Raw genomic sequence first — 13,262 nt, forward strand, 5'->3', positions numbered from 1 at the left:
CCGCACCTCCTTACGCGTGCCGGCGGGCGGGGCCGCGCGTGGGCCCGCGCGCTGTGCCGTACGCGTGCGGGAGCCGGTCGGCACTCGTGCGTGAGCCTGTCGGCTCGATCGCCCTTCAGGCTAGCCCGTCCCCCCTCCGTCCGCGCTGGTAGGGGGTCCGGACGGACTCCGCGAGCGGGGCGGACGGAGGGGGGACGGGCCGGGCGAGAGGTCCGGAGGCGGTCGGTGGGGGAGGGGGACGGACTGGTTCCGACCCGTGTTCGGGGCCCGGGTACGCTGCCGTACGCCGCTGAGGAGAACGCTCAGGAATCCCGCTCGGGGAACCGCCAGAAAGGCAGCGTCACCTGTGATCGTTATGCGCCGGGGCCGAGTCCGCCGTACCACCCTGGTGGGCGCGCTGTGCGCCCTGGCCGTGGCCTCGACCGGGCTGACCGGATGCGGCGGCGGGGACGCGGACCCCGACGCGGGCACGAACGGCGTCGGCAAGCTCACCCCGAAGGAGATCCAGACCAGGACCCGTACGGCGGCGGAGGCCGCGGAGACGGTACGGCTGGCGGGGAGCGTCACGGCGGGCGGCACGTCGTACCGGCTCGACATGCGGTTGAAGGAGGACGGCGGCACCGGCTCGGTGACCTCCGGCACCTCCACCTTCCAGTTGCTGAGGATCGGCGAGGAGCTGTTCCTGAAGGCGAGCGCGGACTTCTGGACCGACGGTGGCAAGGGCGGCGGGGGCGGCAAGGACACCGCCGCGGCCGGGAAGCTCGACGGCAAGTATGTGAAGGTCCCGCAGGGTGACCCCTCCTACCGGCGGTTCAGCGGCTTCACCCAGAAAGACGTGCTGCTCAAGGGGCTGCTGACTCTGCACGGGGCGCTGTCCACCGACGGCCGGCACGAGCAGTCCGGGGTGCGTACCGTCCGCCTCACCGGGGACAAGGGCGCCGGCGGCACCCTCGATGTCTCCCTGGAGGGCACCCCGTACCCCCTGCGGCTGGCCCGCGCGGGCGACGCCGGCACCCTCACCTTCTCCGACTGGGGCAAGGACTTCCCCCTGGAGGAACCGGCGAAGGACGAGACCGTGGACTACGGGCAGCAACTGCCGACGTCCTGAACCTCTGCCTCTCCTCCCCGTCCCTCCCCCAGGTCCCCTCAGCTTCTGCGGCGACGGCGGGCGAGCAGCCGGGGCAGGGCGGCGGGGACCGGTGCGCGGGTGGTGGCCGGGGTCGGCAGCGGCGGCTCGGCCAGGGAGCCGTCCGGCAGCGGTGTCGTCGTCCCTGTCGGCTCCAGGCGCAGCACCCGGCACTCACGGCGCCAGCGACCGGGCACGGCCTCGCCGTCGGGGGCGTTCAGCCGCTTGCCCTTCAGCTCGGCGACCGCCGCCTCCCACGCCGGCGAGCCCGGCGCCGGCTCAAAGACCCGCGCCTCCCACACCACCAGCCGTCCGCCCTTGTCCTTGCTGCGTACGGTCACCTCGGCGGCGTCTCCGTCGGCGAGACCCGGCAGCGGCTGCTCACCGGGCCCGTCGCCGACGACGTACGCGGCGCCCTCGAACCAGACGTGCCACAGCGCGCGGGCCGGACCGGCGGGCCCGCGCACCCAGACGAGGCCCGACTTCTTGGTGGCCTCCTCGACAAGGGCCCGGTCGAGCAGCTCACGTGTCATGGCAGAAGCGTAACGATGTCCCCGCCCGGGGTGTTCACAGCCAGCCGTTGCGCTTGAGCGTGCGGTGGATGCCGAAGCAGATCAGGGCCGTGATCCCCAGCACCATCGGATAGCCGAAGCGCCACTTCAGCTCGGGCATGTGGTCGAAGTTCATGCCGTAGACCCCGCACACCATCGTCGGTACGGCGATGATCGCGGCCCACGACGTGATCTTCCGCATGTCCTCGTTCTGCGCCACCGACGCCTGGGCGAGATTTGCCTGAAGGATCGAGTTGAGCAGTTCGTCGAAGCCCATGACCTGCTCCTGCACCCGGGCCAGATGGTCGGCGACGTCCCGGAAGTACTTCTGGATGTCGGGGTCGACCAGCCGCATCGGCCGCTCGCTGAGCAGCTGCATCGGCCGCAGCAGCGGCGACACGGCCCGCTTGAACTGGAGCACCTCGCGCTTGAGTTGGTAGATCCGCCCGGCGTCCGTGCCGCGCGGGGCCCCCTTGCGGCCCGGTGAGAAGACCTCGGTCTCCACCTCGTCGATGTCGTCCTGCACGGCGTCGGCGACCGCGATGTAGCCGTCCACCACATGGTCGGCGATGGCGTGCAGCACCGCCGAGGGCCCCCGGGACAGCAACTCCGGTTCGTCCTGGAGCCGGTGCCGCAGCGCCCGCAGCGAGCCCTGCCCGCCGTGCCGCACGGTGATGAAGAAGTCCCGGCCGGTGAAGCACATCACCTCGCCGGTCTCCACGATCTCGCTGTTCGCGGTCAGCTCGTCGTGCTCGACGTAGTGGATGGTCTTGAAGACCGTGAACAGGGAGTCGTCGTAGCGCTCCAGCTTGGGCCGCTGGTGCGCCTGCACCGCGTCCTCCACGGCCAGCGGGTGCAGCCCGAACTCACCGGCGATCCCGGCGAATTCGGCCTCGGTCGGCTCGTGCAGCCCGATCCAGACGAACCCGCCGGAGCGGCGCACCTGACGCATCGCCTCCTGCGGCGACAGCGGCCTCGGGGTCTCGACGCGGGCGCCGTCGCGGTACACGGCGCAGTCCACGACCGCCGAGGGCGTGGAGGGGTCGCGGGTGGTGTCGTAGCCGGTGTCCTTGCGCAGGGCACCGAGGCGGCCGGGGCGACCGGGCCGCACGGCGGCACGCAGGTCACGGATCATCGACATGGCAGGCTCCTTCGCGACGGAGCAGCGCGTCACGGGCCTGCGACGGGTGGAACTGCCCGGAATGAGGACGTCCGTGCTACCGGATGTTTGGCACGTCCACAAAGCGGGGAGCACCGCATCGTCGCGGTGGCGAACTTCGCTGCTGAGTCAGTACAGACGGATCACGCAAACGAAACGAGTGCTCTTCCGCGATGACGCGAACGCGAGAGGTGGCAGCCGACTAGAGCGAGAGCCCCAGAGCGAGAGCCCCAGAGCGAGAGCGAAAGCCCCAGGGCGAGAGCGAAGGCTCTGTGCGAGGGCGGCTACATCAGTGGCCGGAAGAGCGGGTGGTACTGCACGGTCGACTTCGGTCCATTGCAGCCCCACCTCCTCCGGCCGGTCCCTGGTGAGGGACGATCCATCCCCCATGAGGGAGTCTCCCCGAGGGGAGTCCCGGGGGAGTTCTGGCGTCGGGTCGGGTCTCGATCGACGCTTGCCGCGTGCTGCCCGACCACCGGCCAAGAGTATCAGCCGACTGACGTGTCAAGGCGCCGCTTCGCCCGGCCCTGACGAGTTCTATGCTCCGGCCATGGCTGATGTTCTCCCTTTGGTCGAGGCCAGGTTGCGTTCCGCGCTCGGTACCCCGGACGCCCGCGCGGCCGTCACCTTCCTCGGCACCGACCGCATCGAGGTGCTCCGTTTCCAGGAGCCGACGGGGCCGGTGGTGCGGTACGCCACCCTCGGGATGTCCGCACAGCCCATGGCGGATCCCACCGCGGTGCTCGCCGACCCGGTCCGGGGGCCGCGCGCCGAGCTGGTCCTGTCGGTGCGGGCCGGGCTCGCCGCTATCGACAAGGTGCTCCGCCCGCTCGCCGTGCTCGCCGCGTCCCCGCAGGTCGAGGGGGTGGTCGTGGCTCCCGGTGCCTCGCTCGACGTGGGCGGTCCGCTGTGGCCGGACGCCCCCTTCACCTCGGTCCTGGTCGCCGAGCCGGGCGGCCTGGTGGAGGATCTGGAGCTGGATCCGCCGCTCGACGCCGTACGGTTCCTGCCGCTGCTGCCGATGACGCCGAACGAGGCCGCCTGGAAGCGGGTGCACGGCGCCGCGGCGCTCCAGGAGCGGTGGCTGGCCCGGGGCACGGATCTGCGGGATCCGCTGCGGAAGTCCGTCCCGCTGGACTGAGCCCGCCGACGGCGCTTCTTCCCTCCGGGTGATCGTCCTTGACGGGACGGGGGATGGGTAGGACCGTGGGGCTCTATGAGGGGCGAACCCAGTTGCCCGAAGTGTGGTGGCCGGGTCAGGGCTCCCGGCCTCTTCGCCGATACCTGGCAGTGCGACATCCATGGCACGGTGCATCCGGTCCAGCCCGTGATCCCGCCCAGTGTCGATGCCCTCAATGTGGTGGTGCACCGCACACAGGTCCCCGTGTGGATGCCCTGGCCGCTGCCCGTGGGGTGGCTGTTCACCGGTGTGGCCTGCGCGGGCGACGACCGCAGCGGCGGCCGGGCCACCGCCGTGGCCTGCTCCGGGCCCGGTCCGCTGGGCGGGATGAGCGAGCTGATCCTGGTCGCCGAGGAGATCGGCGTGGGGCTCGGCGCGCGGTACGCGGGGATCGACGGCCCGGACCCGGGGCCGAACATGAGCGTGGAGAAACCGGCCGACGCGAAGGTGCTGGCCGTGGGGCGGCCGACGCCGCTGTGGCATGTCTCCGGCCCGCCGCCCGACCGCGCGGTCTTCGCCGGTGAGGCCCGCGGACTGTGGCTGTGGGCCGTGGTGTGGCCCGAACAGGCCGGGCTGATGATGTACGACGAATTGGTGCTGACGGATCTGCGGGACGCGGGGGCGGAGATCGACCTGGTGCCCTGCGGCGCGTTGTCGCCGCGCTTGCTTGAGCCGTAGGGGGGGCTTGCGGGGAGGTGGTTGCGGGGGGCTGCCGCCTGGGTGCCAGGGGGGCTTGCGCCGGGGTGTGGGGTGGTCCGCCGGAGGGTGCGGGGGGCTTCCGCCGGGGTGCGCGGTTCCTCGCGCCCCTTGAGGGCGGGCCCCTTCAGGGCGGTGGGCGGTCGGTCCTGATGGGTTGTGCGGTTAGTCTTGAGCGTCTTGTCCGTTGTCCGTTGTCCGTTGTCCGTTCCGGTGTGGTGGGAGGTTCCGTGCGGATCGATCTGCACACGCACTCCACCGCGTCCGACGGCACGGACCGCCCCGCCGAGCTGATGCGCAAGGCCGGTGCCGCCGGGCTGGACGTCATCGCGCTCACCGATCACGACACCACCCGGGGCCACGCCGAGGCGATCGCCGCGACGCCGGAGGGGCTGACCCTGGTCACCGGGGCCGAGCTGTCCTGCCGGGTCGACGGGGTCAGCCTGCACATGCTGGCGTACCTCTTCGACCCGGAGGAGCCCGCGCTGCTCGCCGAGCGGGAACTGGTCCGCGACGACCGGGTGCCCCGGGCCCAGGGCATGGTCGCCAAGCTCAATGAGCTGGGTGTGCCCGTCACCTGGGAGCAGGTCGAGCGGATCGCCGCGGGCGGCTCCGTGGGCCGGCCGCATCTCGCGAGCGCGCTGGTCGAGCTGGGTGTCGTACCGACCGTGGACGCCGCCTTCGCCGGGGACTGGCTCGCCGACGGCGGGCGGGCCTACCTGGAGAAGCACGAGACCGACCCCTTCGAGGCGATCCGGCTGGTCAAGAGCGCGGGCGGGGTCACCGTCTTCGCCCATCCGGCCGCGAGCAAGCGGGGGCGTACGGTGCCCGAGTCGGTGATCGTCGAGATGGCAGCCGCCGGGCTCGACGGCATCGAGGTCGACCACATGGACCACGACCTCGACGCCCGCGCGCGGCTGCGCGGCCTCGCCAAGGAACTCGGGCTGCTGGTCACCGGGTCCAGCGACTACCACGGCAGCCGCAAGACCTGTGTCCTCGGTGAGTACACCACCGACCCCGAGGTGTACGGGGAGATCGTCCGCCGGGCCAGCGGGGCGTTCCCCGTGCCGGGGACCGGCGGAGTCTGAGGCCCTCCCCCCCTTCATTTCTCCGGCGCGTGTTCCGCCGCCGGTTCCCTCGTTCCGCTCATCTCGCAAGGCTTGCCCGTGTTCGACCTCGCCGTCTTCGGCTCCCTCTTCCTCACGCTCTTCGTCATCATGGATCCCCCGGGGATCACCCCCATCTTTCTCGCCCTGACCTCCGGGCGCCCCGCCAAGGCGCAGCGGCGCATGGCGTTCCAGGCGGTCTGTGTGGCCGGTGGGGTGATCACCGTGTTCGGGGTGCTCGGGCATCAGATCCTGAGCTATCTCCATGTGTCGGTCCCGGCCCTGATGATCGCCGGTGGGCTGCTGCTCCTGCTGATCGCGCTCGATCTGCTCACCGGCAAGACGGACGAGCCCAAGCAGACCAAGGACGTCAATGTCGCCCTGGTCCCGCTGGGCATGCCGCTGCTGGCCGGGCCCGGGGCGATCGTCTCGGTGATCCTGGCCGTGCAGAAGGCGGACAGCTTCGCCACCCAGGTGTCGGTGTGGTCCGCGATCCTCGCCATCCATGTCGTGCTGTGGCTGGTGATGCGGTACTCGCTGCTGATCATCCGGGTCATCAAGGACGGCGGGGTGGTGCTGGTGACCCGGCTCGCGGGGATGATGCTGTCCGCGATCGCCGTGCAGCAGATCATCAACGGGGTCACCCAGGTGATCCAGGGGAGCTGAGCCGGGCCGGGCCGAACCGTCCTGGACGGCCCGAGCGCGGCCCGAGCACGGCCCGGACGTGGCGGGACCCCGTACGGAAGGTCCGTACGGGGTCCCGCGAGCTTCGTGAGCAGTGTTCCGCGTTATGAGGCCGAGGTGTCGGCGGGGCGGATCCACAGTCGCTGCCCGATGGCGGCGGCCTGCTGAACAATCCCATTGACGGAGGCGGCGTCCACGACGGTGGTGTCCACGGGCGTGCCGTCGACGTCGTCAAGGCGCATGATTTCGAAGCGCAAGGGCTTCTCCCTTCGTCTGGTCATCCTCCTGAAGGAGAACTACTGGTGGCCGTGGGGCGTCTGCGCCCCGGCTCTATAGCTGCACAACAAGTAGCCTCCTGCAAACATTCCCTACGCTAAGGAAATCTTTCGAAGAGCTAATTACTGACCGGTAAGAGGGGTGGCGGAGACTGATCGGGACCAGTTGTGTTCGCAGCGTGACCGCCAGGACAATGGAAGGGATGAACGACGACCCAGCGGCCCTGTCCGCCCGTATCGACCGCACGAACGAGCTGTTGCAGCGCATGCTCGCCGAGGTGGCCAAGACACCCTCGACCCATGCGATCTTTGTCGACGCGGGTTATCTGTACGCCGCCGCCGGGCGGCTGGTCGCCGGGACCGAGGACCGTCGCGCCTTCGACCTCGACGCCGAGGGACTGATCGAGGGGCTGATCGACAAGGCCCGCCAGATCTTCGCCGACAGCCGGCTGCTGCGGGTCTACTGGTACGACGGCGCCCGGCGCCGGATCCACACCGCCGAGCAGCAGTCCATCGCCGAACTGCCCGACGTCAAGGTCCGCCTCGGCAACCTCAACGCCAACAACCAGCAGAAGGGCGTCGACTCGCTCATCCGCACCGACCTGGAGTCCCTCGCCCGGCATCGCGCGATCAGCGACGCCGCCCTGCTCGGCGGGGACGAGGACCTGGTCTCGGCCGTCGAGGCGGCCCAGGGGTACGGGGCCCGGGTCCATCTGTGGGGCATCGAGGCACCCGAGGGCCGCAACCAGGCCGAGCCGCTGCTCTGGGAGGTCGACAGCCAGCGCACCCTCGACCTCGACTTCTTCAAGCCCTACGTCAGCCGCCGCACGGCCGCCGCCTACGAGAGCAGCGCCGCGGCCCGGCCCACCCGCGAGGACGTCCGCTTCGTCGGCGCCCAGATCGCGGCGAAGTGGCTGGCCTCCCGGGGCCGTGAGTCCCTGGTGGACCTGCTGCCGGGCCACCCCTATCTGCCGGGCTCGGTCGACCAGGACCTGCTGGTCGAGGCCGAGGGGATCCTCCAGTACTCGCTGCGCGGCCAGGCCGATCTGCGCCGGGCGCTGCGGGACGGGTTCTGGGAGCACCTGCGGACGCTGTACTGATCCCCGCACCGGGCGGGGCGTTGCGCTGAGCCCCGGGTGGTGGCTGTCCGTGTAGACGGCTTTTCAGCCAGTCGACGGGTGGACCGTGTCCCAGAAATCGGCGACCGCGCGGGCCGTCGCGAGGGGCTGGTCGATGTTGGGCGAGTGCTCGGCGCCCGGGACGACCGTACGGCGGGCGCGCAGTCGTACGGCCATGTCGTCCAGGAGCGGTACCGGCCAGGTGTCGTCGCTCGCGCCGGACAGGACGTGGCAGGGGAGCGGGACGGCGGCGAGTTCGGCGACCCGGTCCGGCTCGGTGCACAACTGGTGTCCGGTGGCGATGAGCTGGGCCGGCTGGTGGGCCAGCCAGCGGTGACGCAGATGCTCCTGACCGCCGTCGCCCCCGGCCGAACCCCCAGTGCCCTCCGGGCCACCCGGGTATTCCGGACCACCTGTGTACTCCGGGCCACCTGTGTATTCCGGGCCCTCCATGTCCTCGGGGCCCTCCATGTCCTCCGGGGCGCCCGCGTCCTTCGGGGTGCCCCTGTCCTCTGCGGCGCCCGCGTCCTCCGGAGTGCCCGCGTCCTTCGGGGTGCCCGTGGTCTCGATCGCCTCCCACACCTGCGCCATCGTCATCACCGCGAGCGCCTGCCTCAGCAGCGTCACCCGTTCCCGCTGCGGCGCCGAGATCCGCGCCGGGCCCGAGGACATGAGGGTGAGCGACAGGAAGGGACGGTGGTCGAGAAGGACCGCGGCCCGGGCGATCTGGCCACCGAGCGAATGGCCGAACAGATGCAGGGGGGTGCCGAGGGCCTCCGCCTGGGCGAGTACGTCCCTCGCCAACTCCGCCTGGGCGTAAGGGGCTTGGTCGTCGGCAGGGCCGTCCGACTCGTACTGGCCCCGGCCGTCGACCGCGACCGTGCGGTATCCGCGCGCCGCCAGCGGTTCGTGCAGCAGGAGGAAGTCCTCCTTGCTCCCGGTGAACCCCGGCAGCATCAGCGCGGTCCCTCTGGGCTCGACCCCGGCCGCCACGGGATGGTCCAGGACGGCGAACTCCCCGCGCGTGGTGCGCAGCGGGCGGGCACGGGCGGCGGGGGGCGGGGTCAGGGTCGGGGGTCGGCTCACGCTGCGAGGGTATCCGGCGCGGATGAGAGGGGGCTCGGAGACGGGGGTGGGGGGGAGAGGGGTGGTTGCCGGGAACGGCGACGGCCCGGCCCCCTCGTGGGAAGGGGCCGGGCCGTCGGCGGGCTGGCGCCGGGTGCGGATCAGCCTTCGGTCGGCGTGGACTCCGCGGTGGCGGCGGCGGTGGCCGCGGTCTTGCGCGTACGGCGGACCTTGGGCTTCGCCTCGGTCTCCGTGGCGCCCTCGGCCGTGGCGACAGCAGCCGTCTTACGGGTCCGGCGCGGCTTGACCTCGGGCTCGTCACCCGTGGCCTGCGCCGGGATCGCGGCGGCGGCCTTCTTGCGCGGGGCGCGCTTCGGCTTGGCCTCTGTTCCCTCGGCGGTGTCGACGGCCGTCTCCGCGGCGGGCGCGGTCGCCTTCTTGCGGGTCCGCTTCGGCTTGGCCTCGGCGACCGGCTCGGCGACCGTCTCCGGCGCCTCGGCCACGGGGGCCGCGGCCGTCTTCCGGGTGCGCTTCGGCTTCGCCTCGGCGACCGGCTCCGGCTCGACGGCGGCGACGGCGGCGATGGCCTTCTTGCGCGGGGCGCGCTTCGGCTTGGCCTCTGTTCCCTCGGCGGTGTCGACGGCCGTCTCCGCGGCGGGCGCGGTCGCCTTCTTGCGCGTGCGCCTCGGCTTGGCCTCGACGGCGTCCACCACGGCCTCCGGGGCCTCCGGGGCCGCGGGGGCTTCCGGGGTGACGGCGGGGGCGGCCTCGGCCGTCTTGCGCGTACGGCGACGGGGCTTGACCTCGGCGGCCTCGGCCGCGGGCTCCGCCGGGGTGACGGGCTCGGCGGCGACGGCCTTCTTGCGGGTCGCGCGCTTCGGCTTGGTCTCCGTGCCCTCGGCCGTGTCGACCGCGGCCACGGCCGCCTCCGCCACCTCGGCGGGTCGGGCGGCCTCGGCGGTCTTGCGGGTCCGGCGGCGCGGCGTGACCTCGGTGACCTCGGCGGCCTCGACCACCGGGGCCTCGATGACCGTCGCCGTCGTCTTACGGGTGCGGCGGCGGGGCTTGGTCTCCACGGCCTCGGGCGCGGCCGTGAGGTCCAGGGCGCTCTCTGCCGGGGCGGAAGCCACCGCGACCGGGGTCTCGGCGACCGTGGGCTCGGCGGCCGGGATCACGGCGGCCGGGGTCCCGACAGGGGTGGCCTCGGACACCGGGGTCGGGGTCGCCGTCGTCGGCTCCGCCGAGCGGCGGGTACGGCGGCGGCGCGGCTTGGCCGGGGTCTCGTCCAGAACCGGCGCCGAGGACTCGGCCCGCTCGGGCGCCGACTCGACCGGGGTCACCGGGGTCACCGGAGTGACCGGGGACACCGGTGCCACGGCGGCCGTCTGCTCCGCCGAGGTGCCACCACGGGTGCGGCGACGGCGACGAGGCGTACGGGACGAGGTCACGGCCTCCGCCTCGGCGGTACCGGCGGCCTCGACCGTGTCGGCCACGGCCTCGGCGGACGTGCCGGCCTGCTCCTGCGCGGAACCGGCCTCCAGCGGCGTACCGCTGCGGGTGCGGCGGCGACGGCGCGGGGTACGGGCCGGGCGCTCGCGCTCCCGCTCGGGCCGGGCCTCGCCACGACCGCCGCGGCCACGGGGACCGCGTCCGCCCGGCTCGCCCAGGTCTTCCAGCACCTCGGCGTCGAGCCCGGCGCGGGTGCGCTCCGAGCGCGGCAGGACACCCTTGGTGCCCGCCGGGATGCTCAGCTCGGCGAAGAGGTGCGGGGAGGTCGAGTACGTCTCGGGCGGGTCGTTGAAGTTCAGCTCCAGCGCCTTGTTGATCAGCTGCCAGCGCGGGATGTCGTCCCAGTCGACCAGCGTGATCGCCACACCCGAGGCGCCCGCGCGGCCGGTGCGGCCGATGCGGTGCAGATAGGTCTTCTCGTCGTCGGGCGTCTGGTAGTTGATGACATGCGTCACGCCCTCGACGTCGATACCGCGGGCGGCGACGTCGGTGCAGACCAGGACATCCACCTTGCCGTTGCGGAAGGCGCGCAGCGCCTGCTCACGGGCGCCCTGGCCGAGGTCGCCGTGGACCGCGCCGGAGGCGAAGCCGCGCTGCTTGAGCTGGTCGGCGAGATCGGCGGCGGTGCGCTTGGTGCGGCAGAAGACCATGACGAGGCCACGGCCCTCGGCCTGCAGTATGCGGGCCACCATCTCGGGCTTGTCCATGTTGTGCGCGCGGTAGACGTGCTGCGCGGTGTTCGCGACGGTCGCGCCCTCGTCGTCCGGCTGGGTCGCGCGGATGTGCGTGGGCTGCGTCATGTACCGGCGGGCCAGTCCGATGACCGCGCCCGGCATGGTCGCCGAGAACAGCATGGTCTGGCGCTTGGCCGGAAGCAGGTTGATGATCTTCTCGACGTCGGGCAGGAAGCCCAGGTCGAGCATCTCGTCGGCCTCGTCCAGGACGAGGCTCCTGACGTGCTTGAGGTCGAGCTTCTTCTGTCCGGCCAGGTCGAGCAGCCGGCCGGGGGTGCCGACGACCACGTCGACGCCCTTCTTCAGGGCCTCGACCTGGGGCTCGTAGGCACGACCGCCGTAGATCGCCGTCACGCGCACATTGCGGACCTTGCCGGCCGTGAGCAGGTCGTTGGTGACCTGCTGGCACAGCTCGCGCGTGGGGACGACGACGAGCGCCTGCGGGGCGTTGGTGAGGGATTCGGGAGCGGCGCGTCCGGCCTCGACATCGGCGGGGACGGTGACGCGCTCCAGGAGCGGCAGGCCGAAGCCCAGCGTCTTGCCGGTGCCGGTCTTGGCCTGGCCGATGACATCCGTGCCGGAGAGGGCGACGGGGAGGGTCATCTCCTGGATGGGGAACGGGGTGACGATGCCGACGGCCTCAAGGGCCTCGGCGGTCTCGGGAAGGATCCCGAGCTCTCGGAACGTCGTAGTCAGGGTGCTGCCTCTTCTGTGTGCGCGGTGCGAGGCGAGCGCGGGGGTCGATTCGACCGTGCCGGGGACGTCGGCTGCCGTACGGCGGGCCGTATGGCACGGGACCTCTGCCGACGCTCTAGCGCTCGTACCGCTGAGGGTTCCCTCCGATCGTCGTACGCGCAGAGCCGTACGGTCAGGGAGGGCTGTCGGGGCGGAGCCGATCGGGCCTCCGACCGGGCATCCTCATACGTGCGGTCTGCCATGCGCACGGACGTCGTATGACGACTGGGTGCTCAGCAGACGCATTACCACCATACCCCGGAATGGCGCACACGTGATGGCCGATTCGGTCACGTTGTCATCGTCACATTGGCCGGGATGTTCACATCGCCCGGTCGGGGCGGGATCCCGGCCGCGCGGACGGGCCGGTCCGCGGTGGCCGGTCGGGGCCGTAGGAACTGGTCAGAGGCTTCCGCCGACGGGCGCGCGGGCTATTGTGCGCAGCATGACGAGCGCTGACAAGCCTGACCACTCCGCCGACACCTCCGAGGCCGCCGGCACCGCCGCCGAGCACACCGGGGTCGCCGCCCAGGACTGGGCGCGGGCCGCCGTCGATCCGCAGTACCGGGCCGCGGTCGTGGATCTGCTGGGCGCGCTCACGTACGGGGAGCTGGCCGCGTTCGAGCGGCTCGCCGAGGACGCCAAGCTGGCGCCGACGCTGGCCGACAAGGCGGAGCTGGCGAAGATGGCGTCGGCGGAGTTCCACCACTTCGAGCGACTGCGGGACCGGCTGGCCGAGATCGGCGAGGAGCCCACCGCCGCGATGGAGCCGTTCGTGGCCGCGCTGGAGGGATTCCACCGGCAGACCGCGCCCTCGGACTGGCTGGAGGGCCTGGTCAAGGCATACGTCGGTGACTCGATCGCCAGTGACTTCTACCGGGAGGTCGCCGTGCGGCTCGACTCGGACACCCGTCAGCTGGTGCTGGCGGTGTTGGACGACACGGGGCACGCGAGCTTCGCGGTGGAGAAGGTGCGGGCCGCGATCGACGCCGACCCGAGGCTCGGGGGGCGTCTCGCGCTGTGGGCGCGGCGGCTGATGGGGGAGGCGCTCTCGCAGTCCCAGCGGGTGGTCGCCGAGCGGGACGCGCTCTCCACGATGCTGGTGGGCGGGGTCGCGGACGGGTTCGACCTCGCGGAGGTGGGGCGGATGTTCTCGCGGATCACGGAGGCGCACACCAAGCGGATGGCTGCGCTGGGGCTCGCCGCGTAGTCCCTCCGGGGGTTTGGCTGGGGGTGCGGGTGGGGTGCGGGTGGGGGTGCCGGGGGCGCGCGGTCGGGGGTGGGGGCTGGGGTTTGTGGGCGGCTGGCCGTCGTGGGGGCTGGT

Annotated in this window: 12 protein-coding genes; 7 read left to right on the forward strand and 5 right to left on the reverse strand. The window is 72.2% G+C overall.

All coding sequences use genetic code 11. From position 1 onward, the window contains the following. Window positions 1-355: 355 nt before the first annotated feature. Window positions 356-1,108, forward strand: coding sequence for a hypothetical protein (locus ACIQNG_RS03470; RefSeq protein ID WP_401429839.1), 753 nt, complete (start codon window positions 356-358; stop codon window positions 1,106-1,108). 38 nt (window positions 1,109-1,146) lie between these two features. Here the strand turns inward: ACIQNG_RS03470 and ACIQNG_RS03475 are convergent, their stop codons facing one another. Both ACIQNG_RS03475 and ACIQNG_RS03480 read right to left on the reverse strand, forming a co-directional pair. Next, a complete protein-coding gene (locus tag ACIQNG_RS03475) occupies window positions 1,147-1,659 on the reverse strand; it encodes a hypothetical protein (RefSeq protein WP_401429841.1) in 513 nt (170 codons plus the stop codon). Between the two features lie 34 nt (window positions 1,660-1,693). After that, a complete protein-coding gene (locus tag ACIQNG_RS03480) occupies window positions 1,694-2,818 on the reverse strand; it encodes a magnesium and cobalt transport protein CorA (RefSeq protein ID WP_401429843.1) in 1,125 nt (374 codons plus the stop codon). A gap of 568 nt (window positions 2,819-3,386) precedes the next feature. Between ACIQNG_RS03480 and ACIQNG_RS03485 the strand changes: the two genes are divergently transcribed. From ACIQNG_RS03485 to ACIQNG_RS03500, 4 genes are all read left to right on the forward strand, one after another. Continuing rightward, window positions 3,387-3,977: a suppressor of fused domain protein gene (locus ACIQNG_RS03485; protein ID WP_401482430.1), complete on the forward strand. Its 591-nt coding sequence runs from the start codon at window positions 3,387-3,389 to the stop codon at window positions 3,975-3,977. Window positions 3,978-4,052: 75 nt separating this feature from the next. Then, window positions 4,053-4,694, forward strand: coding sequence for a DUF6758 family protein (locus tag ACIQNG_RS03490; protein ID WP_401429847.1), 642 nt, complete (start codon window positions 4,053-4,055; stop codon window positions 4,692-4,694). A gap of 248 nt (window positions 4,695-4,942) precedes the next feature. Next, on the forward strand, window positions 4,943-5,800 hold the full coding sequence (locus ACIQNG_RS03495) for a PHP domain-containing protein (protein ID WP_401482431.1): 858 nt from the start codon (window positions 4,943-4,945) through the stop codon (window positions 5,798-5,800). A 78-nt stretch (window positions 5,801-5,878) separates the two neighbouring features. After that, window positions 5,879-6,484 carry a MarC family protein gene (locus ACIQNG_RS03500; protein WP_401430092.1) on the forward strand — a complete coding sequence of 202 codons (606 nt, stop codon included), beginning with the start codon at window positions 5,879-5,881 and terminating at the stop codon, window positions 6,482-6,484. 122 nt (window positions 6,485-6,606) lie between these two features. Here ACIQNG_RS03500 and ACIQNG_RS03505 read toward each other — a convergent pair whose 3' ends face one another. Beyond that, window positions 6,607-6,759: a hypothetical protein gene (locus ACIQNG_RS03505; RefSeq protein WP_401429851.1), complete on the reverse strand. Its 153-nt coding sequence runs from the start codon at window positions 6,757-6,759 to the stop codon at window positions 6,607-6,609. A 221-nt stretch (window positions 6,760-6,980) separates the two neighbouring features. Here ACIQNG_RS03505 and ACIQNG_RS03510 point away from each other — a divergent pair, with 221 nt between their 5' ends. Beyond that, window positions 6,981-7,877 (forward strand): NYN domain-containing protein, encoded by an 897-nt coding sequence (locus tag ACIQNG_RS03510; RefSeq protein ID WP_401429853.1) that lies wholly within the window; start codon window positions 6,981-6,983, stop codon window positions 7,875-7,877. Window positions 7,878-7,940: 63 nt separating this feature from the next. Here the strand turns inward: ACIQNG_RS03510 and ACIQNG_RS03515 are convergent, their stop codons facing one another. Next, window positions 7,941-8,981: an alpha/beta hydrolase gene (locus ACIQNG_RS03515; protein WP_401482432.1), complete on the reverse strand. Its 1,041-nt coding sequence runs from the start codon at window positions 8,979-8,981 to the stop codon at window positions 7,941-7,943. Window positions 8,982-9,121: 140 nt separating this feature from the next. Next, on the reverse strand, window positions 9,122-11,806 hold the full coding sequence (locus tag ACIQNG_RS03520) for a DEAD/DEAH box helicase (protein ID WP_401482433.1): 2,685 nt from the start codon (window positions 11,804-11,806) through the stop codon (window positions 9,122-9,124). Between the two features lie 577 nt (window positions 11,807-12,383). On the opposite strand from ACIQNG_RS03520, the gene ACIQNG_RS03525 reads away from it, so the two are divergent. Beyond that, the gene (locus ACIQNG_RS03525) at window positions 12,384-13,148 is read left to right on the forward strand and encodes a ferritin-like fold-containing protein (RefSeq protein ID WP_401482434.1); all 765 of its coding nucleotides are present in this window, start codon (window positions 12,384-12,386) and stop codon (window positions 13,146-13,148) included. Window positions 13,149-13,262 lie beyond the last annotated feature (114 nt).

The sequence above is a fragment of the Streptomyces sp. NPDC091377 genome (assembly GCF_044757045.1).
In the GTDB taxonomy this organism is placed as follows: Bacteria; Actinomycetota; Actinomycetes; order Streptomycetales; family Streptomycetaceae; genus Streptomyces.